Annotated in this window: 19 protein-coding genes and 2 pseudogenes; 11 read left to right on the top strand and 10 right to left on the bottom strand. The window is 70.1% G+C overall.

The genetic code is table 11. The features are described from left to right. Nucleotides 1-27 precede the first annotated feature (27 nt). Both ACW4TU_RS22815 and ACW4TU_RS22810 read right to left on the bottom strand, forming a co-directional pair. Nucleotides 28-1,980, bottom strand: a complete 1,953-nt coding sequence (locus ACW4TU_RS22815; RefSeq protein ID WP_457416349.1) for a YncE family protein — start codon at nt 1,978-1,980, stop codon at nt 28-30. Between the two features lie 206 nt (nt 1,981-2,186). Further along, nucleotides 2,187-2,651, bottom strand: a complete 465-nt coding sequence (locus ACW4TU_RS22810; RefSeq protein ID WP_457416346.1) for an SseB family protein — start codon at nt 2,649-2,651, stop codon at nt 2,187-2,189. Nucleotides 2,652-2,860: 209 nt separating this feature from the next. On the opposite strand from ACW4TU_RS22810, the gene ACW4TU_RS22805 reads away from it, so the two are divergent. The 4 genes from ACW4TU_RS22805 (at nt 2,861) to ACW4TU_RS22790 (ending at nt 7,640) form a co-directional block, all read left to right on the top strand. Next, nucleotides 2,861-3,733: an intradiol ring-cleavage dioxygenase gene (locus ACW4TU_RS22805; RefSeq protein ID WP_457416343.1), complete on the top strand. Its 873-nt coding sequence runs from the start codon at nt 2,861-2,863 to the stop codon at nt 3,731-3,733. 208 nt (nt 3,734-3,941) lie between these two features. Continuing rightward, nucleotides 3,942-5,768: an acyl-CoA dehydrogenase gene (locus tag ACW4TU_RS22800; RefSeq protein WP_457416341.1), complete on the top strand. Its 1,827-nt coding sequence runs from the start codon at nt 3,942-3,944 to the stop codon at nt 5,766-5,768. A 218-nt stretch (nt 5,769-5,986) separates the two neighbouring features. After that, nucleotides 5,987-7,309, top strand: a complete 1,323-nt coding sequence (locus ACW4TU_RS22795) for a M18 family aminopeptidase (RefSeq protein ID WP_457416338.1) — start codon at nt 5,987-5,989, stop codon at nt 7,307-7,309. 112 nt (nt 7,310-7,421) lie between these two features. Beyond that, nucleotides 7,422-7,640: a DUF6458 family protein gene (locus ACW4TU_RS22790; RefSeq protein ID WP_457416335.1), complete on the top strand. Its 219-nt coding sequence runs from the start codon at nt 7,422-7,424 to the stop codon at nt 7,638-7,640. A gap of 29 nt (nt 7,641-7,669) precedes the next feature. On the opposite strand, the pseudogene ACW4TU_RS22785 reads toward ACW4TU_RS22790, so the two are convergent. Continuing rightward, nucleotides 7,670-7,978: pseudogene (locus ACW4TU_RS22785) on the bottom strand (cupin domain-containing protein); the annotation flags it as partial. Between ACW4TU_RS22785 and ACW4TU_RS22780 the strand changes: the two are divergent. Further along, a pseudogene (locus tag ACW4TU_RS22780) lies at nt 7,880-8,257 on the top strand (helix-turn-helix domain-containing protein); the annotation flags it as partial. The pseudogenes ACW4TU_RS22785 and ACW4TU_RS22780 sit on opposite strands and share 99 nt — an antisense overlap. A gap of 282 nt (nt 8,258-8,539) precedes the next feature. Further along, on the top strand, nt 8,540-9,034 hold the full coding sequence (locus ACW4TU_RS22775) for an LURP-one-related/scramblase family protein (protein ID WP_457430250.1): 495 nt from the start codon (nt 8,540-8,542) through the stop codon (nt 9,032-9,034). Between the two features lie 162 nt (nt 9,035-9,196). Here ACW4TU_RS22775 and ACW4TU_RS22770 read toward each other — a convergent pair whose 3' ends face one another. After that, a complete protein-coding gene (locus tag ACW4TU_RS22770; RefSeq protein ID WP_457416332.1) occupies nt 9,197-9,994 on the bottom strand; it encodes a carbon-nitrogen family hydrolase in 798 nt (265 codons plus the stop codon). Nucleotides 9,995-10,216: 222 nt separating this feature from the next. Between ACW4TU_RS22770 and ACW4TU_RS22765 the strand changes: the two genes are divergently transcribed. Next, nucleotides 10,217-11,041 (top strand): maleylpyruvate isomerase family mycothiol-dependent enzyme, encoded by an 825-nt coding sequence (locus ACW4TU_RS22765; RefSeq protein WP_457416329.1) that lies wholly within the window; start codon nt 10,217-10,219, stop codon nt 11,039-11,041. A 143-nt stretch (nt 11,042-11,184) separates the two neighbouring features. Here the strand turns inward: ACW4TU_RS22765 and ACW4TU_RS22760 are convergent, their stop codons facing one another. Both ACW4TU_RS22760 and ACW4TU_RS22755 read right to left on the bottom strand, forming a co-directional pair. Continuing rightward, nucleotides 11,185-12,516, bottom strand: a complete 1,332-nt coding sequence (locus ACW4TU_RS22760; RefSeq protein WP_457416326.1) for an MFS transporter — start codon at nt 12,514-12,516, stop codon at nt 11,185-11,187. Then, on the bottom strand, nt 12,513-13,175 hold the full coding sequence (locus ACW4TU_RS22755; protein ID WP_457416323.1) for a GntR family transcriptional regulator: 663 nt from the start codon (nt 13,173-13,175) through the stop codon (nt 12,513-12,515). The genes ACW4TU_RS22760 and ACW4TU_RS22755 overlap by 4 nt, the downstream gene beginning before the upstream one ends. Nucleotides 13,176-13,485: 310 nt before the next feature. Here ACW4TU_RS22755 and ACW4TU_RS22750 point away from each other — a divergent pair, with 310 nt between their 5' ends. Next, the gene (locus ACW4TU_RS22750) at nt 13,486-14,400 is read left to right on the top strand and encodes a D-alanyl-D-alanine carboxypeptidase family protein (protein ID WP_457430249.1); all 915 of its coding nucleotides are present in this window, start codon (nt 13,486-13,488) and stop codon (nt 14,398-14,400) included. 57 nt (nt 14,401-14,457) lie between these two features. On the opposite strand, the gene ACW4TU_RS22745 is transcribed toward ACW4TU_RS22750, so the two are convergent. From ACW4TU_RS22745 to pdhA, 3 genes are read right to left on the bottom strand one after another with little or no spacing between them, the layout of a single operon-like run. Continuing rightward, a complete protein-coding gene (locus ACW4TU_RS22745; RefSeq protein ID WP_457416320.1) occupies nt 14,458-15,927 on the bottom strand; it encodes a dihydrolipoamide acetyltransferase family protein in 1,470 nt (489 codons plus the stop codon). A 10-nt stretch (nt 15,928-15,937) separates the two neighbouring features. After that, nucleotides 15,938-16,903, bottom strand: a complete 966-nt coding sequence (locus ACW4TU_RS22740; RefSeq protein ID WP_457430247.1) for an alpha-ketoacid dehydrogenase subunit beta — start codon at nt 16,901-16,903, stop codon at nt 15,938-15,940. A 47-nt stretch (nt 16,904-16,950) separates the two neighbouring features. Continuing rightward, the gene (pdhA, locus tag ACW4TU_RS22735) at nt 16,951-18,222 is read right to left on the bottom strand and encodes a pyruvate dehydrogenase (acetyl-transferring) E1 component subunit alpha (protein ID WP_457416317.1); all 1,272 of its coding nucleotides are present in this window, start codon (nt 18,220-18,222) and stop codon (nt 16,951-16,953) included. Nucleotides 18,223-18,543: 321 nt separating this feature from the next. On the opposite strand from pdhA, the gene ACW4TU_RS22730 reads away from it, so the two are divergent. From ACW4TU_RS22730 to ACW4TU_RS22720, 3 genes are all read left to right on the top strand, one after another. After that, entirely contained in the window at nt 18,544-19,230 is a 687-nt protein-coding gene (locus ACW4TU_RS22730; RefSeq protein ID WP_457416314.1) for a response regulator, read from the top strand. Nucleotides 19,231-19,313: 83 nt separating this feature from the next. After that, nucleotides 19,314-19,709 carry a pyridoxamine 5'-phosphate oxidase family protein gene (locus tag ACW4TU_RS22725; RefSeq protein WP_164312100.1) on the top strand — a complete coding sequence of 132 codons (396 nt, stop codon included), beginning with the start codon at nt 19,314-19,316 and terminating at the stop codon, nt 19,707-19,709. Nucleotides 19,710-19,785: 76 nt separating this feature from the next. Then, nucleotides 19,786-21,084, top strand: coding sequence for a phosphotransferase (locus tag ACW4TU_RS22720; RefSeq protein WP_457416310.1), 1,299 nt, complete (start codon nt 19,786-19,788; stop codon nt 21,082-21,084). A gap of 137 nt (nt 21,085-21,221) precedes the next feature. Here the strand turns inward: ACW4TU_RS22720 and ACW4TU_RS22715 are convergent, their stop codons facing one another. Then, entirely contained in the window at nt 21,222-22,790 is a 1,569-nt protein-coding gene (locus tag ACW4TU_RS22715) for a protein kinase domain-containing protein (protein ID WP_457416307.1), read from the bottom strand. Nucleotides 22,791-22,967: the final 177 nt, after the last annotated feature.

The raw sequence follows: 22,967 nt of genomic DNA, 5'->3' as shown, positions 1-22,967 counted from the left end.
GGCCGGGGCCGGCCGGTACTCGCGGTACTAGTTGCTGAAGTACAGGTACTTCCAGGATCCGGCCGCCGTCGAGTTCACGTTGTCGCCGGAAGCGCCGTCGGCGTAGACCGACCGGACCCGTGCCTTGATGCCGGACTCGCCCGGCGCGTCGAGCCGGACGGCGGACTTGCCGTTGGCGGCGACCGCGAAGTACTCCGAGTACGTCGCGTACCACGTGCCCTGGTACAGCACCTGGAGCTCGAAGCGCTGCTTACGGCCCGGGTAGTAGTTCATGGTGGTGGTGAGCACCGGTTCGGTGTTCTTGTGGAACCAGTAGTACGACAGCGAGCCGATCTTGCCCGTCTTGTAGTGCTTGGAGACGGCGGTGGAGACCCTGGCCTTGCCGTACGCGACCGACTTGACCGTCCGGGGCGAGTAGCGGGCGTCGCCGTTGAAGGTCGCGGTGACGACCATGTCCCGGGTCATGTCCACGATCGCGGAGAGGTTGCCCGCCGAGTTGACCTTCCCGGACTTCAGCAGCTTCTTGGGCCGGTCGGTGCCGTACGGGTCCACCCAGATCTCGACCGTACGGTTCTTGTAGGTCGCCCCGAGGTGCGCGGTGAAGGAGACGTCCTTCCCGTATTCGTACGTCTTCTTGTTGTTGTTCAGGGTCAGCGCCGGGGTCGTACGGGAGACCTCCACGCTGTCGGAGGCGACGGCCGCGGTGTGCTCGGCGTCACCGGCGTAGGAGACCTTGTAGGTGACCGTGCCGCCGGCCGGCGGGGAGTTGGTGAACGAGTACGTGCCGTCCGCGTCGACCGCGACGGAGGGCAGCACGTGGCCGTTCGGGCTGTCCAGGTCGGTGCGGGTGACCTGGAGCTTGGTGCCGCTCGGCAGCTCGTCCGCCGTCAGCTTGCCGGTCACGGTGAGCGGCTTGGTGCGCGTCGCCTTGGCCGGGGCGTTGACCGTCAGAGTCGGGGTGTTCACCGTCGGGGCGGTGAACATCTTGAGGGTGTAGTCGTTCTCCGGCCCCGTGATCGCGAAGATCCGTGAGGAGTCCGGTGCCCACGTCAGGTCGGGTGTGTCCTGCGTGCCGTCCGTGCCGATCGTGTAGGTGCGCAACGGCGCGGCGGCGCCGGGCCGGTACACGGCCAGGTTGGCGCTGTTGACCTGGGCGACCAGCCCGTTCGGTGCGATGTCGGCACGCCGCCCGGCGGGGTAGGAGCCGGCGGGGGTGAACTTCCCGTTCGCGTAGGCGTCCCGGTCCGTGCCGTTGACCAGCACCTGCGGGGCGCCGGGCACGAGGTCGAAGTCGCGGGTGCCGTTGTTCAGCGAGTAGTCGAGATCCGACCAGGCGATGATCTTCGGCGCGCTGCCCGAGACGTCGACGACGGCCATCGCGTCCGTGGAGAGGCCGGTCTGACCGATGGCGAGCACGCCCGGCTTGTTCGGGTCGGTGTCCAGCAGCGCCTGGCCCCAGAGTCCGCTGGAGGTGCCCTCGGCCGGGAACTGCGCCATCGCCACCGGGTCGGATTCGCCGGTCGGGTCCACCGCCGGGTCGACCGAACCCAGGTCACCGTCCCACTGGTCGCCGTACGTGAACCACACCTTGCCGCCCGCGAAGGCGACGTAGCGTGGGCCGGTGTTGGTGGGGACGATGTAGCGGGTCTTGACATCGAGCGTGGCCGCGTCCAGGGCCACGATCTCGTGCAGGTCCTGGACAGCCGCGTACAGGGTGGCGCCGTCGTCGGACACCGCCAGGTCGGAGACCCGGCCGAGACCGCTCACCGAGTCGACGAGGGCGCCCGTGTAGTCGGCGGCCTGGATCTTTCCGGCACTGCCGTCGCCGACGAAGACCCGCTGGAGAGCGGCGTCCGCGACGATGCCACCGGGTGCGGCCACCGAGACGGTGGCGGCCGAGGCGGGCCCCGCCGCCGCGACGCTGAGCGCCGCCGAACTGAAGAGAACCGCGAGCGCGGTCGCGGTCGAAGTGCTGCGCATACGCACAGTAATGAACCCCCCACAAGGAACCCGGCATCGCCGGGAGCTGAGAGCGCCGCGCGGCACCCAGACGCGACCGCGGGAAGCGGTGGCCAGTGGGGCGCGGCTGCCAGGAGGAACCCTATGGCATGCCTGTGACAATCACGGAGGGGTTTTCCCGCGCGGGGGAAGGGGCTTCCGGCGCCCGGGAGACGGCGGAGCGATTCTCAGCCGTACATCCTGCGCATCGCGAACTCCACCATCTGCTCGACCGCCTTCGCGTCGAACACCATGCGGTGCTCGCCCTCCATGTCCACGACGAAGCCGTAGCCCGTGGGCAGCAGGTCGATGACCTCGGCGCCGGTGATCACGAAGTACTTGGACTCCTTGCCGGCGTAGCGGCGCAGCTCCTTCAGCGAGGTGAACATCGGGATCACCGGCTGCTGGGTGTTGTGCAGCGCCAGGAACCCGGGGTTGTCGCCGCGCGGGCAGTACACCTTCGACGTGGCGAAGACCTGCTGGAAGTCCTCGGCCGAGAGCGAGCCCGTCGTGAAAGCGCGCACCGCGTCCGCGAGGGACGGCGGGGACGGCTCGGGGTACAGCGGCGGCTGCTGGCCGTACCCGCCCGGCATCTGCTGCTGCGGCTGGGCGTACTGCTGCTGCGCTCCGGCGTTCTGGTCATAGCCGTACATGGCGCAAGAGTACCGAGAGCGCGGCGGAGTGGGGGCGGCCCGGTCCCCTGCTCGCGGCCGGCGCGACCGGCCCGCCCCCCTGGGAAGTCCATGGGTGCGGCCCTGTTCTGCCACTGCGGGCGCTCATACTGTCAACTTCAACAAAGTTTCGATCAGGCAGCGGCAAAGCCCGCGTAGTCCCCGGCGGGCACAGGCAGAGGGAGACGGCCATGAGCGGACATGGGCATCATGACCACGCAGATCACGCCGACCACGCGGACGACGGGGTCCACGAGCACGACAGAGGCCTCTCCTACGACCTTCCCGTCCTCGCCCGCCGCCGGATGATCCGCCTGCTGGCCGGCGCGAGCCTGGTGCCGCTCGTGGGCTGTACCGCCGACGACTCCACGTCCACCTCCACCGCCTCCGCCCCCTCGACCAGCGGCACGGCCTCCTCTTCCTCGTCCGCCGAGTGCGCGACCATCCCGGACGAGACCGCCGGCCCCTACCCGGCCGACGGTTCGAACGGGGTGAACGTGCTCAAGGAGAGCGGAGTCGTCCGCGGTGACATCAGGTCCAGCTTCGGGAACTCGGCGGGCGGTACGGCCGAGGGCGTACCGCTCTCGGTCACGCTCACCGTCGTCGACGCGGCCTCCGGCTGCGGGACCCCCAAGGTGGGCGCCGCCGTCTATCTGTGGCACTGCGACCGCGCGGGCGACTACTCCCTCTATACGGAGGGAGTGACCGACGAGAACTACCTCCGGGGCGTCCAGGAGACGGACGCCAAGGGGCAGGTCACCTTCACGAGTATCTTCCCGGGCTGCTACACGGGCCGCTGGCCGCACATCCACTTCGAGGTCTACGGCGGCCTGGAGGACGCGACGGCGGCCACGTCGGTGACGAACACCTCGCAGCTGGCGTTCCCGAAGGACGTCTGCGACACGGTGTACGCGACGGACGGCTACAGCCGGAGCGTGGAGAACCTCGGTCAGCTCTCCCTGGAGACCGACATGATCTTCAGCGACGGCTACGACCAGCAGCTGGCCGCCATGGAAGGCAGCGTGGACAAGGGATACACGGCCACCCTCACCATTCCGGTCTAGACCATTCATGCGCACGGTCAACGATCGTTCGACGACCATTCGACGACCGTACGCATGATCTCCGGCGCGTAACGCGTCACATATGACCGGCTGGGGTTGCGTCTTATTACCGACGGGTAGCATCATCGTGGGAAGCTAGCTACCAGTCGGTACGAATTAGGCGCGAGGAGCCAGTGCCTCGCCGATCTCTCTCTACGGAGCAGTCGCCATGGGGCACTACAAGTCGAACCTCCGCGACATCGAGTTCAACCTCTTCGAGGTCCTCGGGCGCGACAAGCTGTACGGCACGGGTCCGTTCGCGGAGATGGACACGGACACCGCCAAGAGCATCCTCGGGGAGATGACGCGCCTCGCGGAGAACGAGCTGGCGGAGTCCTTCACGGACGGCGACCGCACCCCGCCGGTCTTCGACCCCGCGACGAACACCGCGCCCGTACCGGCGTCCTTCAAGAAGAGCTACAAGGCCTTCATGGAGTCGGAGTACTGGCGCCTCGGCCTGCCCGAGGAGATCGGCGGCACCACCGCCCCCCGCTCCCTGATCTGGGCGTACGCGGAGCTGCTGCTCGGCTCGAACCCGGCCGTGTGGATGTACGCCTCCGGCCCGGCGTTCGCCGGCATCCTCTTCGACGAGGGCAACGACGTACAGAAGAGGATCGCCCAGATCGCGGTCGACAAGACCTGGGGCTCGACGATGGTCCTCACCGAGCCGGACGCCGGCTCGGACGTGGGCGCCGGCCGGACCAAGGCGGTTCAGCAGGAGGACGGCTCCTGGCACATCGAGGGCGTGAAGCGGTTCATCACCTCCGGTGAGCACGACATGGAGGAGAACATCCTCCACTACGTCCTCGCGCGGCCGGAGGGCCACGGCCCCGGCACCAAGGGCCTGTCCCTCTTCCTCGTACCGAAGTTCCTCTTCGACTTCGAGACCGGCGAGCTGGGCGAGCGCAACGGCGTGTACGCGACGAACGTCGAGCACAAGATGGGCCTCAAGGCCTCCAACACCTGCGAGATGACCTTCGGCGACCGGCACCCGGCCAAGGGCTGGCTGATCGGTGACAAGCACGACGGCATCCGCCAGATGTTCCGGATCATCGAGTTCGCCCGGATGATGGTCGGCACGAAGGCCATCTCGACGCTGTCGACCGGCTACCTCAACGCCCTGGAGTACGCCAAGGAGCGCGTCCAGGGTCCGGATCTCGCCAACTTCATGGACAAGACGGCACCCAAGGTCACCGTCACGCACCACCCGGACGTCCGCCGCTCGCTGATCACGCAGAAGGCGTACGCCGAGGGCATGCGCGCGCTGGTGCTGCACACCGCCGCCGTGCAGGACGACATCCAGGTCAAGGAGGCGGCCGGCGAGGACACCGCCGCCCTGGAGGCCATGAACGACCTGCTGCTCCCGATCGTGAAGGGCTACGGCTCCGAGAAGGGCTACGAGCAGCTCGCCCAGTCGCTCCAGACCTTCGGCGGCTCCGGGTTCCTCCAGGAGTACCCGATCGAGCAGTACATCCGCGACGCCAAGATCGACACCCTGTACGAGGGCACGACCGCGATCCAGGGCCAGGACTTCTTCTTCCGGAAGATCGTCCGCAACCAGGGCGCGGCCCTCAACTCCCTTGCCGAGGACATCAAGAAGTTCCTCGCGCCGGGCACGGGCGGCGAGGACCTGGCGGTGGCGCGCGAGCAGCTCGCCAAGGCGGCCGTCGAGCTGGAGGCGATCGTCGGCCTGATGCTGACGGACCTCGCGGCGACCGAGCAGGACGTCAAGAACATCTACAAGGTGGGCCTCAACACCACCCGCCTGCTGATGGCTTCGGGCGACGTCGTCGTCGGCTACCTGCTCCTCAAGGGCGCCGCGGTGGCCGCCGAGAAGCTTCGGACGGCTTCGGCGAAGGACATCCCGTTCTACACGGGCAAGATCGCGGCGGCGAAGTTCTTCGCGGCCAACGTCCTCCCCGGCGTCACCGGCGCCCGCAAGCTCGCGGCGGGCGTGGACCTCGACCTGATGGAGCTGGACGAGGCGGCTTTCTGAGCCGGACGGACACGTACGGCAGGCCAGGCACGGCGGCCCGCACCCGGATCCACTCCGGGGGCGGGCCGCCGTCCTGCTGAACCAGGACACATCCCCACGGTCCGTCCGCAGTCCGGAAACTGACTCACGGGCCAGTTGTCCGGCCTTCACATCCCCGTTACGAGAGCCCGCTCACCATCCCAGGAAGCGGGCGCTATTACGTCGTTAAGGTGAACCCCATGAGCGCACCCCACCGCTTCGACCGCGGCCACACCGACGACTTGATGTCCTTCCTGGCGGCGAGTCCGTCGCCGTACCACGCCGTGGCGAACACCGCCGAGCGGCTGGAGAAGGCCGGCTTCCGTCAGGTCGCCGAGACGGACGCCTGGGACGCGGAGACATCGGCGACATCCGCGGCGGGGAGCGGCGGCAAGTACGTGCTGCGCGGCGGCGCGATCGTGGCCTGGTACGTCCCCGAGGGCGCCGCGCCGCACACCCCCTTCCGGATCGTCGGCGCCCACACCGACTCCCCCAACCTGCGCGTCAAGCCGGTGCCGGACCTCGGAGGACACGGCTGGCGTCAGGTCGCCGTGGAGATCTACGGCGGACCGCTGCTCAACTCCTGGCTCGACCGCGACCTCGGCCTGGCCGGCCGGCTCACCCTCCGGGACGGCACGTCGCGTCTGGTGAACATCGACCGGCCCCTCATGCGAGTCCCCCAGCTCGCCATCCACCTCGACCGGGCCGTGAACACCGACGGGCTGAAGCTCGACAAGCAGCGCCATCTGCAGCCGATCTGGGGCATGTCGGACGACGTCCGCGAGGGCGACCTGATCACCTTCCTCGAACAGGAGTCCGAGCTCGCGCCGGGCGAGGTCACCGGCTGGGACCTGATGGTCCACTCCGTCGAACCGCCCGCGTACCTGGGCCGCGACCGCGAACTGGTCGCGGGCCCGCGCATGGACAACCTGCTGTCCGTGCACGCCGCCACGGCGGCCCTGGCTGCCGTGTCCGCAAGCTCCGACGAGCTCCCGTACATCCCGGTCCTCGCGGCCTTCGACCACGAGGAGAACGGCTCGCAGAGCGACACGGGCGCGGACGGCCCGCTGCTCGGCAGCGTGCTGGAGCGTTCGGTGTTCGCGCGCGGAGGGTCGTACGAGGACCGGGCAAGGGCGTTCGCGGGCACCGTCTGTCTCTCCTCCGACACGGGCCACGCCGTGCACCCCAACTACGCGGAGCGGCACGACCCGACGCACCACCCGCGCGTCAACGGCGGCCCGATCCTCAAGGTCAACGTCAACAACCGCTACGCCACGGACGGTTCGGGCCGCGCGGTCTGGTCGGCGGCCTGTGACAAGGCCGGCGTTCCGTTCCAGAACTTCGTGTCCAACAACTCCATGCCCTGCGGCACGACGATCGGCCCGATCACCGCCGCGCGGCACGGCATCAAGACGGTCGACATCGGGGTGGCGATCCTGTCGATGCACAGCGCCCGGGAGTTGTGCGGCGCCGACGACCCGCATCTGCTCGCCAACGCGCTCGTGGCGTTCCTGGAAGGCTAGTCGGACAGTGCAGTTGGGCAACCACGCATACCTGTCCCAGGTCCGGGCACCCGGAAACTCCGGAACAACCGGAACCTCCGGCGCGACCGGACCCGACAGGGAGGCAACACTCATGAGCCTCGGCGGATGCATCATCCTGATCGCCGTGGGAGCCATCCTCACCTTCGCCACCGACTGGGAGATGCAGGGTGTCAACCTCGATCTGGTCGGCGTCATCCTGATGATCGTCGGAGTGATCGGTGCCCTGGCCTTCCGCAGCGTGGCCCGGCGCAGGCGGGTAGTGATACCGCCCTCGACGACCGTGATCGACGACGACCGGTACCACGGCTGAGTCCAAGCGGTCGCCCGCGACTCCCGCTCCTACAACAGGGCGTGCCCCGTCGTGACGTCCACATGGCCGGGCACGTCGTCGTGCCGGTCACCCACGCCCAGGGTGCCGGTGGGTTCGATGACGAGGATCTCGGCGCGGACCGGGGCACAGGGCTTGTGCTCCGTGCCGCGGGGGACCGTGCAGGCCGAGCCCTTGGCGAGGACCACCGTGCGCTCACCGGCCGACTCCCGCAGAGCGATGTGCGGTTCACCGTCCAGGACCAGGAAGAACTCGTCGGCGCCCTCGTGCACCTGCCAGACGTGGTCGCCCTCGACCTTGGCGACCCGTACGTCGTGGTCTTCGTGGAGCGGCCGGTGCCCGCGACGCCGGACGGGTCGCTGGGTCCGCTGCTGGCCTGGGCACAGGAACGGCTGCCCGAACCGCTGACGGTCGCCGGTCCGGCAGCCCGGGCGGCGGTCTCACCCGCCACGCTCCACCGCCGCTTCCAGGCCCGGCTCGGCACGACACCGCCGGCCTGGCTGACCGCGGAGCGGGTGACCCTCGCCCGCCGGCTCATCGAACGCGGGGAGGAACGCCTCGACGTGGTCGCGGCGCGCGGTGGCCTCGCAACAACGCCCAACCTCCGCTCCCGGCTCCGCCCCGAGACCGGCCTCGGCCCGTCGGCGTACCGACGGCGTTTCGGTGGCGGCCACGGGAGCGAGGACCGGCACCGTCCTGGCGCAGTCGTTCCCCGGACAGGAACCCGACCGCGCACCACGGGTGGGACGACGCCGTCGCTTCGGCTTCATCCCTGCGTCATTGTCATCCCCCAGGCGGGCAGCCGCCCTGGTGATGGCAGACTTCGGCCTGTCGGCCTACAAATGGCGTTTTGGGACGGATGGCGGGGAAACGGTGAGTACATGAGATTCCTCGTACGCGACCGGCTGCTCGGCTTCGGCGACGACTACTGGATCGAGGACCAGCACGGCAACAAGGTCTACCTGGTCGACGGCAAGGCGATGCGACTGCGGGACACCTTCGAGCTGAAGGACACGCAGGGGCAGGTCCTGATCGACATCCACAAGAAGATGCTCGCCCTGCGGGACACGATGGTGATCGAACGGGACGGCGACCCGTTGGCGACGATCAGACGCAAACGCCTGTCGTTGCTGCGCAACCACTACCGGGTGTCGTTGGTGGACGGCACGGAACTGGACGTCAGCGGAAAGATCCTCGACCGGGAGTTCGCGGTCGACTACGACGGTGAACTCCTCGCCCAGATCTCCCGCCGCTGGCTGCACGTCCGGGAGACATACGGGGTGGATGTCGTACGGGACGACGCGGATCCGGCACTCCTGATCGCGGTGGCGGTCTGCGTGATCCACCTGGCGGAGAAGGAGCGGACGGAGGACTGAGGCGGGGTCGCTTCAGTCCAGGCCCGGCATCCCAGCCCGTCCGGCGCTTGAGGACGAGGCCCGTTCAGGGCCGAAGCGGGGGTCTGGGGGTGGCAGCCCCCAGGGACGGGACGGGTAGGGGCGGCGGGGGCGAAACACCCCACCTGCAGGCCCCACGTCGCGTCAGCCGCGGCGCGGAACCGCCACCCCCAGCACCCGGTCCTTCAGCGCCGGGAACTGTTCCCGGGTCTCCCCCACCTTCGCGGGATCGAACTCGACCCGCAGGACCTCCTCGCCCCCGCCCGCCTCCGCCAGCACCTCACCCCACGGATCGACCACGATCGAGTGCCCCGCCTGCGGAACTCCCGCGTGCGTACCAGCCGTTCCACAAGCGAGGACGTACGCCTGGTTCTCGACCGCCCGCGCCTGAGCCAGCAGCGTCCAGTGGGCGCGCCGCCGCTCCGGCCAGCCCGCCGAGACGACGATCGTCTCGGCACCCGCGTCGACAAGACCACGGAACAGCTCGGGGAAACGGAGGTCGTAGCAGGTGGCGAGACCAACCGTCGTCCCGGGCAGAGAGACGGTCACCAGTTCCGCGCCCGCGCCCATCAGCACGGCCTCGCCCTTGTCGAAGCCGAAGCGATGAATCTTGCGGTAGGCGGCGGCCAGGTCACCGGCGGGGGAGAAGACGAGGGAGGTGTTGTACAGAGGACCCTCGGGGTCCCGTTCCGGGATCGACCCGGCGTGCAGCCACACGCCCGCGTCGCTCGCCGCCTTCGCCATCGCCTCGTACGTCGGACCGTCCAGCGCCTCGGCCTCGGTGGCGAACCGCTCGTACGCGAAAGCCCCGGTCGTCCACAGCTCGGGCAGTACGACGAGATCGGCTCCGGCCTCGTCCCGTACCAGCGAGGCCACGCGCCGTCTGCGCGATTCGACCGATTCGCCCTCTTCTACACCGATCTGGATGAGCGAAGCGCGCACACTACCACCGTCCTGACATTCGAGCCGTTCACACGGGCCTACGATCGTCACACGAAAGCACTGCCGGGGTGCCGCACAGCAGCGTAACTTAACGTTCCAAGACGCCCGCTGACAGCTATCCCGTCCGAGCCTTCGCCCCGCCGACAACGCCGTCGACACCCACCGTCACGTCATCCGCCGTCACCACTGCCCGCGTACCGACCGCCCGAGGGGTCCCGTTCCGTGAGTCTGCATCCCACTCTCCAGCCCTACGCCGACGCCTGGACCCACTCCATCGACGCGATATCCGAGCTGGTGTCACCGCTCGCGGAGGGCGAGTGGAACCGCCGGACCCCGTGCCCGGGCTGGTCGGTCCGTGACCTGGTCTCCCACGTCATCGGCCTGGAGTGCGAGATGCTGGGCGACCCGCGCCCCATCCACACGCTCCCGCGCGACCTCTACCACGTCACCAACGAGCACCAGCGGTACATGGAGATGCAGGTCGACGTACGGCGGCACCACACGGCCCCCGAGATGACGTCCGAGCTGGAGTACACGGTCATCCGCCGCAACCGCCAGCTGCGCAACGAGTCACGGGAACCGGGGACGATGATCCGCGGCCTCTACGGCCGGGAGACCGCCCTCGTGGACCTCATGCGCAACCGGGCGTTCGACGTGTGGGTGCACGAGCAGGACCTGCGTACGGCCCTCGGCCGGCCCGGCAACCTCGACTCGCCCGGCGCGCACATCACGCGGGACGTACTCCTCGACGCGCTGCCGAAGGTCGTCGCCAAGGACGCGGGGGCACCGCGCAGTTCGGCGATCGTCTTCGACGTGCACGGCCCCATCGAGTTCCTGCGCACGATCCGCGTCGACATCAACGGCCGCGGCACCCTGGAAACCTCCCCGGCCCTCGGCCCCGCCGCCAGCTTCGCCCTCGACTGGGAGACCTACGTCCGCCTGGCCTGCGGCCGGGTGACCCCGGAAGCGGTCGCCGACCGCATCAAGACGGAGGGCGACCCGGGCCTGACCGCAGCGATCCTGCGCCACTTCGCGGTGACGCCCTGAGGGTTGGCTTTCCAGCGCCGGCCAGCATGATCAGCCCGTCCGGCGATTGAGGACGAGGCCCCTTCAGGGCCGAAGCGGGGGCCTGGGGGCGGCAGCCCCCAGAGACGCCCACACCAACACCGGCCCCCCCTGTGAACCGGCGCTCACACGGGAACGTGCACCGTAGAAACCCTGCTGGCAACCAACCGCTCCGACTCCCGCAGAGCGGCCCGCTTCCGCAACCGCAGAATCTGGCTGACGCCGACCCCCTGCAGCAGGAACACGAACGAGAACGCCACGGTATAGCTGTCCCCGGTCGCGTCCAGCAGCACACCGACCGCGAAAAGCGTCGTCATCGAGGCGACGAAACCACCCATGTTGGTGATCCCCGAAGCCGTCCCCTGACGCTCGGGCGGATTCGCGGGCCGGGCGAAATCGAAGCCGAGCATCGAGGCGGGCCCGCAGGAACCCAGCACCGTGCACAGCGTCACCAGCAGCCACATCGGGGCGTGGTCGGCGCCGGCCACCGCCGGGTAGGCGAGCGTCACCGCCCACATCACCGCCGTCGCGCCCACCGTGCCCAGCGCCAGCGGCAGCCGCGCCCTGTGGTGCCGGGCGACGATCTGCCCGTACACCAGGCCGATCACTATGTTCGACAGCACGACCAGGGTGAGCAGCTCGCCCGCCGTCGCCCGCGTCAGCCCCTGTGCCTCGACGAGGAACGGCAGGCCCCACAACAGCAGGAAGACCATCGCCGGGAACTGGGTGGTGAAGTGCACCCACAGGCCGAGCCGCGTCCCGGGCTCGCGCCACGAGGCGGCGATCTGCCGGCGCACGTAGGCCGCTCCCTGGTGCGGGAACGGCTCCGGCTCGTGCCCCTCCGGGTGATCCCTGAGGAACACGAGCATCAGCACCAGGACGACGACTCCCGCGACCGCGCTGCCCGCGAAGGCCGCCGTCCACCCGACGCCGTGCAGCAGCCGGGCCAGGACGAGCGTCGAGACGAGGTTGCCCGCCATCCCGGCCAGCCCCGCGAGCTGCGCGATCATCGGTCCGCGCCGCGCCGGGAACCACCGGGACCCCAGCCGCAGCACGCTGATGAACGTCATCGCGTCACCGCACCCGAGCAGCGCGCGGGAGGCGAGGGCCGTGCCGTACGAGGGGGAGAACGCGAAGCCCAGTTGGCCGGCCGTGAACAGCACCGCCCCGATGGCCAGCACCTTCTTGGTGCCGAGCCGGTCGACGAGCAGACCGACCGGTATCTGCATGCCCGCGTAGACGAGGAGCTGGAGGATCGAGAAGGTGGACAGTGCGGACGCGTTGACATGGAACCGGTCGGCGGCGTCGAGCCCCGCCACCCCCAGGGACGTACGGAAGATGACGGCGACGAAGTAGACCGAGACGCCGACGGACCAGACAAGGACGGCGCGGCGCCCGCCGGGAGGATCGCCGGGCAGCGAACCGGAACCGGCGCCTGCGATGGGCCTGGGGCTCATCGGACCTCGCCCCGGGCCAGGTTGGAGAACCAGCTGACGTGCCGGTGCACGATCGCGACCGCCGCCTCCGGGTCGCCCGAGCGCAGCGCGTCGAGGATCTCCTGGTGCTCGACGAGCGTCTTGGTGATGCGGTCGGGGTGGGCGTGCATCACGGCGACGCCCATCCTCAGCTGCCGGTCGCGCAGTTGGTCGTACAGCCGGGAGAGGATCTCGTTGCCTCCGCTGCGGACGATCTCGGCGTGGAAGCAGCGGTCGGTCACGGCCGCGCCCGCGAGGTCACCGGCGGCGGCCTGCTCGCGCTGCCGTTCGAGCAGTTCGGTGAGCCGGGCGATGAGCTGCGGCGAGGCGGGGACCGCCTTGCGGACGGTGTGCTCCTCGACCAGCTGCCGGGTCTCGACGACGTCCGCGATCTCCTGCGCGGAGACGGGCAGGACGAGCGCGCCCTTCTTCGGGTAGAGCTTGATCAGCCCCTCGGCCTCCAGGCGCAGCAGCGCCTCGCGCACCGGCGTGCGGGACACCCCGGCGGCCTCGGCCAGTTCACCTTCGGTGAGCAGGGTCCCGCCCTCGTAACGGCGGTCCAGGACGCCCTCTTTGACGTGGGCGTAGACGCGTTCGGCGGCGGGAGGTTGCTTCACGTGCTGCACGGACAGGCTGGTCATGCCCACAGCATAGATACATCACGTACGCATGAGGGCGGCCGTCCGCCATATGGACCGATCACCCGGACCGATCCCGTTCGGGGCGTGACGTCGTCGCGCGGACAACAGTTCAACTTCCGGAAGGGACGCGGGAACCACGCACAGTTGTACGACGTCTCTCGGAAAGGGAAAAACGGGGAACCCGCCTCAGCACGCGCACAACCTACTGTGCTAGTTACGAGTCACACGAGAGCGGCGTTCCGCCTATGCGGCCAACTCGGCCGCTCTCCAGGGACATTCGGACGATCCAGACGTAATCGGGGTATTGAAGTTGATAACCGGCATCCAGGGCATCCGTTTTCGTAGAGCCGTAGCCGTGGTGGTCACCACCGGCGCCGTGCTCGCGACCGGAGCGCTCACCGCGGCGCCCGCTCAGGCAGCTCCCGCGGCGCCCGCCGTTCCGACGATCGTCGCCAAGGGCGGCTATCTGATGAACAACGCCAACGGCGCGAGCCTGTACACCAAGGCCGCCGACACCAAGCTCTCCACCGGTTCCACCACGAAGATAATGACGGCGAAGGTCGTGCTGGCCACGGCGAACCTGAACCTCAACACCAAGGTCACGATCCAGAAGGCGTACAGCGACTACATCGTCGCCAACACCGCCTCCTCGGCGGGCCTGATCGTCGGCGACAAGGTCACCGTCCGCCAGCTGCTCTACGGGCTGATGCTGCCGTCGGGCTGCGACGCCGCGTACGCGCTCGCGGACAAGTTCGGCACCGGCACGACGCGTGCCGCCCGGGTGAAGTCGTTCATCGCCAAGATGAACACCACGGCCCGGAGCCTCGGCATGACGAACACCAAGTTCGACAGCTTCGACGGCATCGGCAGCGGCGCGAACTACTCGACGCCGCGCGACCTGACGAAGCTCGCCAGCAACACCATGAAGAACGGCGCCTTCCGCGCGATAGTGAAGACGCAGAACTTCAAGGAGAAGGTCACCACCAAGACCGGCGGCACCCGCTGGATGAGCTGGGAGAACACCAACAAGCCGCTGCTGTCCGGTTACGCCGGCACCATCGGCATCAAGACCGGCTCCGGCCCGGAGGCCAAGTACTGCCTGGTCTTCGCCGCGACCCGCAACGGCAAGACGGTCATCGGCACGGTCCTCGCCTCCACCTCGGTCGCCAACCGCACGGCGGACGCGAAGAAGCTGATGAACTACGGCTTCGCGCGCCTGGGCTGACATCCAGTAGCAGAAGACGGAGGGCCTGCCGCGCTGAGCGCGGCAGGCCCTCCGTTTCTATGCCCAGGTGATGAGCTTCTTCGGCTGCTCCAGGATCGCCGCCACGTCCGCCAGCACCTTGGAGCCCAACTCCCCGTCCACCAGGCGGTGGTCGAAGGAGAGGGCCAGGGTGGTCACCTGGCGGGGCTTGACCTTGCCCTTGTGGACCCACGGCTTGAGCTTTATCGAGCCGACCGCGAGGATCGCGGCCTCGCCGGGAGGCAGGATCGGCGTGCCCGTGTCGACGCCGAAGACGCCGACGTTCGTGATCGTCACCGTGCCGCCCTGCATGGCCGCCGGCGAGGTCCTGCCCTCCCGCGCCGTGGACACCAACTCGCCGAGCGCCTCCGCCAGTTGCGGGAGCGTCTTGTCGTGGGCGTCCTTGATGTTCGGGACGATCAGGCCGCGCGGGGTCGCCGCCGCGATGCCCAGGTTGACGTAGTGCTTGAGCACGATCTCCTGGTTCGCCTCGTCCCAGGACGCGTTGATGTCCGGATGGCGCTTGATCGCGACCAGCAGCGCCTTGGCGATCAGGAGCAGCGGGTTCACCCGCAGACCCGTCAACCCGTACGAGTCGGGGGCCCCCTTGAGCTCCTCCACCAGCTTCAGCGTCCGCGTCACGTCCACCGTCACGAACTCCGTGACATGCGGCGCCGTGAACGCCGAGCCGACCATCGCCGCCGCGGTCGCCTTCCGTACGCCCTTGACCGGGACGCGCGTCTCCCGCGTGCCGTCGTACGTGGCGGCCGGTGCCGGGATCGCCGGGGCGGCCGGCGCCGTGCGCACCGGCTCGGGGGCGGCCGGGGCCACCGCGGCGTGCACGTCCTCGCGCGTGATGACGCCGTCGGGGCCCGACGGGGTCACCGTCGTCAGGTCGACGCCGAGATCCTTGGCGAGCTTGCGCACCGGCGGCTTCGCGAGCGGACGCCCGGCCACCGGGGCCAGGACGGCCTGACCGGGCAGGCCTGCCAGGCCGGTGAGGGCGCTGTGGCCGCCGTGGCCGTTCGCCTCCGCCCGCCCGCCGTGGCCGTTCAGCTCCTGCTGGACCGCCGCGGCGACCTCCCGGGCCGGGACCTCGGCACCCCTGCGGGGGCGGCGCTTGGTCGAGGACACGGACACGCCGTAGCCCACGAGGACCGGCTGGCGGGCCGGCGGCTTCGCCTCCTCGGGGGTCTCGGGTGCCGCGGCGGCAACCGGCGCCTGGGCCTCCACCGCGGCGCCGGCCGCGCCGGTCACGTCCACCGCGATGATCGACGTGCCCACGTCGACCGTCGTGCCCTCGGGGAAGTGGAGTGAGCGCACCACCCCGTCGTACGGGATGGGCAGTTCGACGGCCGCCTTGGCGGTCTCGACCTCGCACACCACCTGCCCGTCGGTGACCGTGTCGCCCGGCTTGACATACCACTTGAGGATCTCGGCCTCGGTGAGTCCCTCGCCCACGTCGGGCATCTTGAACTCGCGAACGGACGCGTCTGTCATCGTCGTCACGTCCCTCTCCTCAGTACGCCAGCGAGCGGTCGACGGCGTCGAGCACCCGGTCCAGGCTCGGTAGGTACTCGTCCTCGAGGCGCGCCGGCGGATACGGGGCGTGGTAGCCGCCGACCCTGAGCACCGGGGCCTCCAGGTGGTAGAAACAGCGCTCCGTGATCCGGGCGGCGATCTCCGCGCCCGAGCCGAAGAACACCGGTGCCTCGTGCACCACGACCAGGTGGCGGGTCTTCTCGACCGAGGCCTGGACGGTGTCGAAGTCGAGCGGGGAGACCGAGCGGAGGTCGAGGACCTCCAGGGACCGGCCCTCCTCGGCCGCCGCGCCCGCGACCTCCAGGCACAGCTTCACCATCGGGCCGTAGGCGGCGAGGGTGAGGTCGGTGCCCGCGCGGACCACCTTGGCCTTGTGCAGCGGGCCCGGGATGGCCGCGGCATCGACCTCGGCCTTGTCCCAGTAGCGCCGCTTCGGCTCGAAGAAGATCACCGGGTCGTCGCTCTGGATGGCCTGCTGCATCATCCAGTACGCGTCCGACGCGTTGGCCGGGGACACCACCTTGAGGCCCGCCACGTGCGCGAAGAGCGCCTCCGGGGACTCCGAGTGGTGCTCGACCGCGCCGATGCCGCCGCCGTACGGGATGCGGATGACGATCGGGAGCTTGATCTTGCCCAACGCGCGTGCGTGCATCTTCGCGAGCTGGGTGACGATCTGGTCGTACGCCGGGAAGACGAAGCCGTCGAACTGGATCTCCACCACCGGGCGGTAGCCGCGCAGGGCGAGACCGATGGCCGTGCCGACGATGCCCGACTCGGCGAGCGGGGTGTCGATGACGCGGTCCTCGCCGAAGTCCTTCTGCAGACCGTCGGTGACCCGGAAGACACCGCCGAGCTTGCCGACGTCCTCACCCATGATCAGGACCTTGGGGTCCGACTCCAGGGCCTTGCGCAGCGATTCGTTGATCGCCTTGGCCAGGGCCATGCTTGTGGAAGTCACAGCCCTGGAAGTCACTGTCTCCGCCGCCATGGTCATGCCCCCTCCACATCGGTGAACGACGCCTGGTAGGCGGCGAACTCGGCCCGCTCCTCGTCCACGAGCGCGTGCCCGTCGGCATAGGTGTGCTCGAACAGCGCGAAGGGGTCCGGGTCCGGCATGGCCCGGACCACTTCGCGTACTCGCCTGCCCAACGACTCGCTCTCGGCCTCCAGTTCCGCGAAAAATCCCTCATCCGCGTGGTTTGAGGCCTCCAGGTACGCGCGCAGACGCGCGATCGGGTCCTTCGCCTCCCAGGCGACCCGCTCGTCGTCGTGGCGGTAGCGGGTCGCGTCGTCGGAGGTGGTGTGGTCGCCCATGCGGTACGTGAACGCCTCGACCAGCGTGGGGCCCTCGCCGCGGCGGGCCCGCTCCAGGGCCCACCTCGTCACCGCGAGGACGGCCAGCACGTCGTTGCCGTCCACCCGTACGCCGGGGAAGCCGTAGCCCTGCGCGCGCTGGTAGAGCGGGACGCGGGTCTGGCGTTCGGTCGGCTCGGAGATGGCCCACTGGTTGTTCTGGCAGAAGAACACCACGGGGGCGTTGTAGACCGAGGCGAAGGTGAAGGACTCCGCGACATCGCCCTGGCTGGAGGCGCCGTCCCCGAAGTACGCGATGACGGCCGAGTCCGCGCCGTCCTTGGCCACGCCCATCGCGTAGCCGGTGGCGTGCAGGGTCTGCGAGCCGATGACGATCGTGTAGAGGTGGAAGTTGTTGCTGTTGGGGTCCCAGCCGCCGTGGTTCACCCCGCGGAACATGCCGAGCAGGTTCGTCGGGTCGATGTCCCGGCACCAGGCGACACCGTGCTCCCGGTAGGTCGGGAAGACGTAGTCGTCGGGGCGGGTGGCGCGGCCGGAGCCGATCTGGGCCGCCTCCTGGCCGAGCAGCGAGGCCCACAGGCCCAGCTCGCCCTGGCGCTGGAGGGCGGTGGCCTCGGCGTCGAAGCGGCGGGTCAGCACCATGTCCCGGTACAGGCCGCGCAGTTCGTCGGGGGTGATGGCGGCGACGTACGGGTCGTAGTCGGCGTTCTTGACGCGCCTGCCCTCGGGGGTCAGCAGCTGGACGAGGTCCGGATCGGCGCCCGTCCCGGCCGGCTTCCTGGTGGCGGCGCGTTTGGCGGCGACGCGCTTCGCGGCCGTGGGCGGTGTGTCGGCGGCCGGCGCGTCGGCGCTCTGGGCGGGGGTGCCCTGGGCAGTGGTGCGGGTGGTACCGGTCTTGCTTCCGGCGCTGCGTCGCGGTTTGCGCGCGGCAGTGCTCTCCACGGTCACGTGTACTCCTCCGTCGGTCCGGCCCCGGGGTTGCCGGGTAACCAGTGCGGTCACCTGTACCCGATACCCGTGCACGGGGTGGGTGCCGCTCGGCCGGGAACAGGCGTGACAGGCGCCCCGGCGAGCGTCCCGCAAGGATGACGTTACCCAGTGCGTCATATTTCTATGAAACCCCCCTGACCTGCCATTTTGCTTGGAAATCCAAGTAAATTGAGCAAGTCGGGAAGGGACCCTGGTCACAGCCTTGCAGGGGGCCGGAACAACGGCACGTTATCCCGCTCACCCAGCTCACGGGAAGAGCCGGTGTGTGAGACTGTCCGCGTGCCCGAAGACGGAAAAATCACCGTATTTCTCCTCGATGACCATGAAGTCGTCCGCCGGGGAGTCCACGAACTGCTCTCGGTCGAGGACGACATCGAGGTGGTCGGCGAGGCCGGTACGGCGGCGGAGGCGCTGGCCCGGATTCCGGCCGCCCGCCCGGACGTGGCCGTCCTGGACGTACGGCTCCCGGACGGCAGCGGCGTCGAGGTGTGCCGCGAGATCCGCTCGCGGGACACGGGCGTCAAGTGCCTGATGCTGACCTCGTTCGCCGACGACGAGGCCCTCTTCGACGCCATCCTGGCGGGCGCCTCCGGGTACGTCCTGAAGGCCATCCGCGGACATGAACTACTGGCGGCCGTACGGGACGTCGCCGCAGGCCGGTCCCTGCTCGACCCGGTCGCGACCGCCCGCGTCATGGAGCGGCTGCGCGGCGGCGGCGACGCGGCGAGAGGCGACGAGCGGCTCGCGAACCTCACCGAGCAGGAACGCCGGATCCTCGACCTGATCGGCGAGGGGCTCACCAACCGCGAGATCGGCGAACGACTGCACCTGGCGGAGAAGACGATCAAGAACTACGTGTCCGGACTGCTGTCGAAACTGGGCATGCAGAGGCGCTCCCAGGCGGCGGCCTACGTGGCGCGGACGCAGGCGGAGCGACAGGGGCAGCGGCAGGGTTTTGAGGGGTGACCCCCCGAATCGGGACCTAAGACCCCTCTTCTCGGGGCGAGCGCCCCTGGTGCGCCCACTCTTCCTACGCGCAACCTGGGTGTATGCCGACCGACGAACAGCGCGCCGCCGATCTCCTCGGCCGCGTCGAACACGGCCGGGTCGCGACCAGCATGCGCGCGCTGCCCTTCCTGGCGTCCGCCCGGCACATCGTCGTGGACGGCCGGGTTCTGCTGCGCCTGCACAGAGGGCACGGGTACCACCGGGCGTGCGTGGGCGGTGTCGTCGCGTACGGCGCGGATGTTCCGTCCGCGCGGAGCCGGTCGTGGTCCGTGCAGGTCGTCGGGGAGTGCGCCGCCGTCGAGCCGACCGCCGCCGAACTCGACCGGTTCGGCCCCGCACCGCGCTCCGTGGACGGCGTTCCCTTCGATCCCGTCTACCTCCGGGTCGAACCCCAGTTCGCGACGGTGCACTCCGTGATCGAAACCGACTGCCCATGACTGCCCGCGGTCACCTGTGACTGCGCGTGACAAGCGCCCCGCTCACGCGCCCGGCTCGTGCCCTACCATCTGGCGCGTGCCGCGCTCATCTGTACCACCCTTCGCGTCCCATGCGCCCCCGCTGGGCGCCCTCCTCCGCCAGTACGCCGCCGGGTCCGCGCTGACCTGCGACCCCGTCGACCAAGGGCTGCTGAACCGCGGCTACCGGCTCGCCACCACCCGCGGCGACTACTTCCTCAAGCACCACTTCGACCCCGAGACCGCCGACCCCGCCGCGATCGCCCGTCAGCACCGGGCGACCCAGCGCCTCGCGGACCTCGGCGTCCCGGTGGCCCCACCCCTGCCGGGCCGCGACGGACGTACGGTCGCCGTCGTCGGCGGCCACGCCTACGCCCTGCACCCCTGGATCGACGGCCGCCACCGCCACGGCGGCCAGCTCAGCACCGTCCAGTGCGGCCGGCTGGGCGCTCTGCTGGGCGTGGTCCACGCGAGCCTGGAACGGGTGATGCCGACGCGGGGCCGGACACCGGGCGAACGGTGCGAGAACGAGGCCGCCGGCCGAGGACAGCCCCCCGAGCAGGGCGGCGTCGGCGTCCACGGGGGACCGCCCGGCCGCGAGGAAGGCACCGGCCGAGCGGGCACAGTCGCCCGCCGCCGGGACGCCACCCGGCAGAGCCGGTTCACCGACAGGAGCCGGGCCCACGCCGAAGCCCTCGCGAAGTCCCCTGCCCCCCGCACCACCGCCGGGCCCCCGCACCCGGCCGGCGCCCAGCCGGGCCCCCAGACCGCCGCCGAGCCCCCGCAGGCACTCTCGGCCGACCCCGCCGACACCTTCGCGCTCATCGACGACCTCCTGGCCCACGTACGCCGCCACCGCCCCACCGACGCCTTCGACGAACTGGCCCGCCACCGGCTCCTGGAACGGCGGGCGCTGCTGGAGCAGCACGTGGACCGGCGGCCCCCGCCGGGCGGCTCGGTGGGCTGGGTGCACGGGGACTTCCACCCGTTCAACCTGCTCTACAAGGGGGACGCCCCGGCCGCGATCGTCGACTGGGACCGGCTCGGTGTGCAGCCCCGCGCGGAGGAGACCGTACGTGCCGCCGCGATCTTCTTCGTACGGCCCACCGGGACGCTCGACCTGCCCAAGGCACGGGCGTACGCGCGCGCGTACCGGCGTGCCGCGGGGGCCGCGCCCTCCGAACTGGCCGCCGCCGTGCACCGGGTGTGGTGGGAGCGCCTCAACGACTTCTGGATGCTGCGCTGGCACTACGAGCGGGGCGACACCCGCGCCGACTCCCAGTTCCCGGCCGCCTCGGCGCTCGCGGTGTGGTGGACACGCGAGTACGACGCGGTGTGCGAGGCGTTCGTGGACTGACGCCGGCCCGAGGCCGGCCACCGGGTCCCGGTGAACGCGGCGCGCGCGTGAAGCCCTCTTCGGGCCGCACGCGCGCGTGGACGCTGCCTTCCGTCAACCGGCCGCCGGTTCGTTCACGCGGCGGGGCGGTCGGCGGGTCAGGGGGTGGTGCCGCCCTCCGTACCGCCGTCTCCCTCTCCGGTGTCGCCCGACGTCTCGGACGACGGAGTCGCCGGGTCCGACGGCTGGGACGCGGTGACCGACGGCACCGCGCTCGTCTCCACGTCCGACGGGGTGGGCGACGGCTCGGTGGAGGGGGTCGCGGACAGCGTGAACGACGGCGTGGCCGACGGCGTCCACTGGGACCCTCCGTCCGAGCCACTGCCGTCGTCCGTGGCAGTGTCCGACGGCTCCGCGGAAGGCTCGTCGCTGGCGCTCGCCGTGGTGTCGTCGGCCGTCTTGGGCTGAGAGGCGGTCGGCGTCTTCGAGGTGCCGGTGTCGCCGCCCGTGCCGTTGCCGTTCTGCAGGGCCAGGGCCACGCCCGCCGCGATGGCGATCACGGCGAAGAACGCCAGTATCCACAGCTTGCCCCGGCCGCCGCCCCGGTTGCCGTGCCCCTCGAAGCCGCCGTCGTCCCCGCCGCCGTATCCGACGGGCAGGATCTGCTGGGGGATCTGGGTGGTGCCGGACTGGTCGCCCGGGTGGTTCATCACCGTGGTGCCGGCGAAGCCCCCCGAGGGGGTGTGCCGGCCGTCGTGCATGTCGACGGGCCCGGTGTTCCAGGTGCCGGTGTGGCCGCCCTGGTCGTACAGCATCTGCAGGCCGTACTGGATCAGCCCGCGCATCTCCTCGGCGGTCTGGAAGCGGTCGTCCGGCTCCTTGGCCAGGGAGCGCATGACGAGCCCGTCGAGTTCCGGCGGCGCCACGTCCGAGACCTGGGACGGGGGCACCGGAATGTCCTGGACGTGCTGGTAGACCACGGACAGCGGGGTCTCGCCGGTGAACGGGGGCCGCAGCGCGAGGAGTTCGTACAGCAGACAGCCGGTGGCGTACAGGTCGGAGCGGTGGTCGACGGCCTTGCCGAGTGCCTGCTCCGGGGAGAGGTACTGGGGCGTGCCCATGACCATGCCGGTCTGCGTCATCGTGGTCGACGCCCCGTGCAGCGCGCGGGCGATGCCGAAGTCCATGACCTTCACGGCGCCGCCGTGCGTGATGATCACGTTGGCGGGCTTGATGTCGCGGTGCACGATGCCGTGCTGATGCGAGTAGGCAAGCGCTTCCAGCACCCCGGAGACGATGATCAGGGCCTGCTCGGGCCCAGGCGCCTCGGCGTTGATGAGGAGGTCGCGGATGGTGCGCCCCTCGACGATCTCCATCACGATGTACGGGACGGACTGACCGCCCACGTAGTCCTCGCCGGAGTCGTACACGGCGACGATCGAGTGGTGGTTGAGTCCGGCCACAGCCTGGGCCTCGCGCGTGAAGCGGGCCTTGGAGATCGGGTCCTCGGCGAGGTCGGCGCGGAGCAGCTTGATCGCGACGGTCCGCCCGAGGCGCACGTCCTCGGCGGCGAACACCTCGGCCATGCCGCCCCGGCCGAGTCTGTGGGTGAGCCGGTACCGGCCGTCCCCCACCAGTCCGCCGTTGCCCCACAGCTCAGGCGCGTCTGACATACCGCCGCCAGCCGCCTCGGGGTCGGACGGGCCCTGAGCGCGCTGCTGTGCCATCAGTCCTCGCCGTCGTTTCTGCCCGCGGTGCGCGCGGTGTTGTTACGGTCTCCGTCGGCCACGCTACAGCCTCCACGCAAGCCTCCGATCCGGGAGGCGATCCCGGAAGAGCTCCGGGACGAACCCGGGTACGAGTCCCGGGCGGACCGGTTATCAAACCCGTTGCGGGTATCGGCG

This window comes from Streptomyces kryoterrae (assembly GCF_054072135.1).
This window is presented reverse-complemented; position numbering and strand designations above follow the sequence as displayed.

Bases quoted from the DNA above. Each gene is read 5' to 3' on its own strand.
- ACW4TU_RS22760 (WP_457416326.1), bottom strand. From the start codon at position 12,516: ATGAGCCCCAGGCCCATCGCAGGCGCCGGTTCCGGTTCGCTGCCCGGC.
- ACW4TU_RS22795 (WP_457416338.1), top strand. From the start codon at position 5,987: ATGAGCGCACCCCACCGCTTCGACCGCGGCCACACCGACGACTTGATG.
- ACW4TU_RS22805 (WP_457416343.1), top strand. From the start codon at position 2,861: ATGAGCGGACATGGGCATCATGACCACGCAGATCACGCCGACCACGCG.
- ACW4TU_RS22740 (WP_457430247.1), bottom strand. From the start codon at position 16,903: ATGGCCCTGGCCAAGGCGATCAACGAATCGCTGCGCAAGGCCCTGGAG.
- ACW4TU_RS22800 (WP_457416341.1), top strand. From the start codon at position 3,942: ATGGGGCACTACAAGTCGAACCTCCGCGACATCGAGTTCAACCTCTTC.
- ACW4TU_RS22810 (WP_457416346.1), bottom strand. From the start codon at position 2,651: ATGTACGGCTATGACCAGAACGCCGGAGCGCAGCAGCAGTACGCCCAG.
- ACW4TU_RS22715 (WP_457416307.1), bottom strand. From the start codon at position 22,790: ATGGCACAGCAGCGCGCTCAGGGCCCGTCCGACCCCGAGGCGGCTGGC.
- ACW4TU_RS22790 (WP_457416335.1), top strand. From the start codon at position 7,422: ATGAGCCTCGGCGGATGCATCATCCTGATCGCCGTGGGAGCCATCCTC.
- ACW4TU_RS22725 (WP_164312100.1), top strand. From the start codon at position 19,314: ATGCCGACCGACGAACAGCGCGCCGCCGATCTCCTCGGCCGCGTCGAA.
- ACW4TU_RS22775 (WP_457430250.1), top strand. From the start codon at position 8,540: ATGAGATTCCTCGTACGCGACCGGCTGCTCGGCTTCGGCGACGACTAC.
- ACW4TU_RS22755 (WP_457416323.1), bottom strand. From the start codon at position 13,175: ATGACCAGCCTGTCCGTGCAGCACGTGAAGCAACCTCCCGCCGCCGAA.
- ACW4TU_RS22815 (WP_457416349.1), bottom strand. From the start codon at position 1,980: ATGCGCAGCACTTCGACCGCGACCGCGCTCGCGGTTCTCTTCAGTTCG.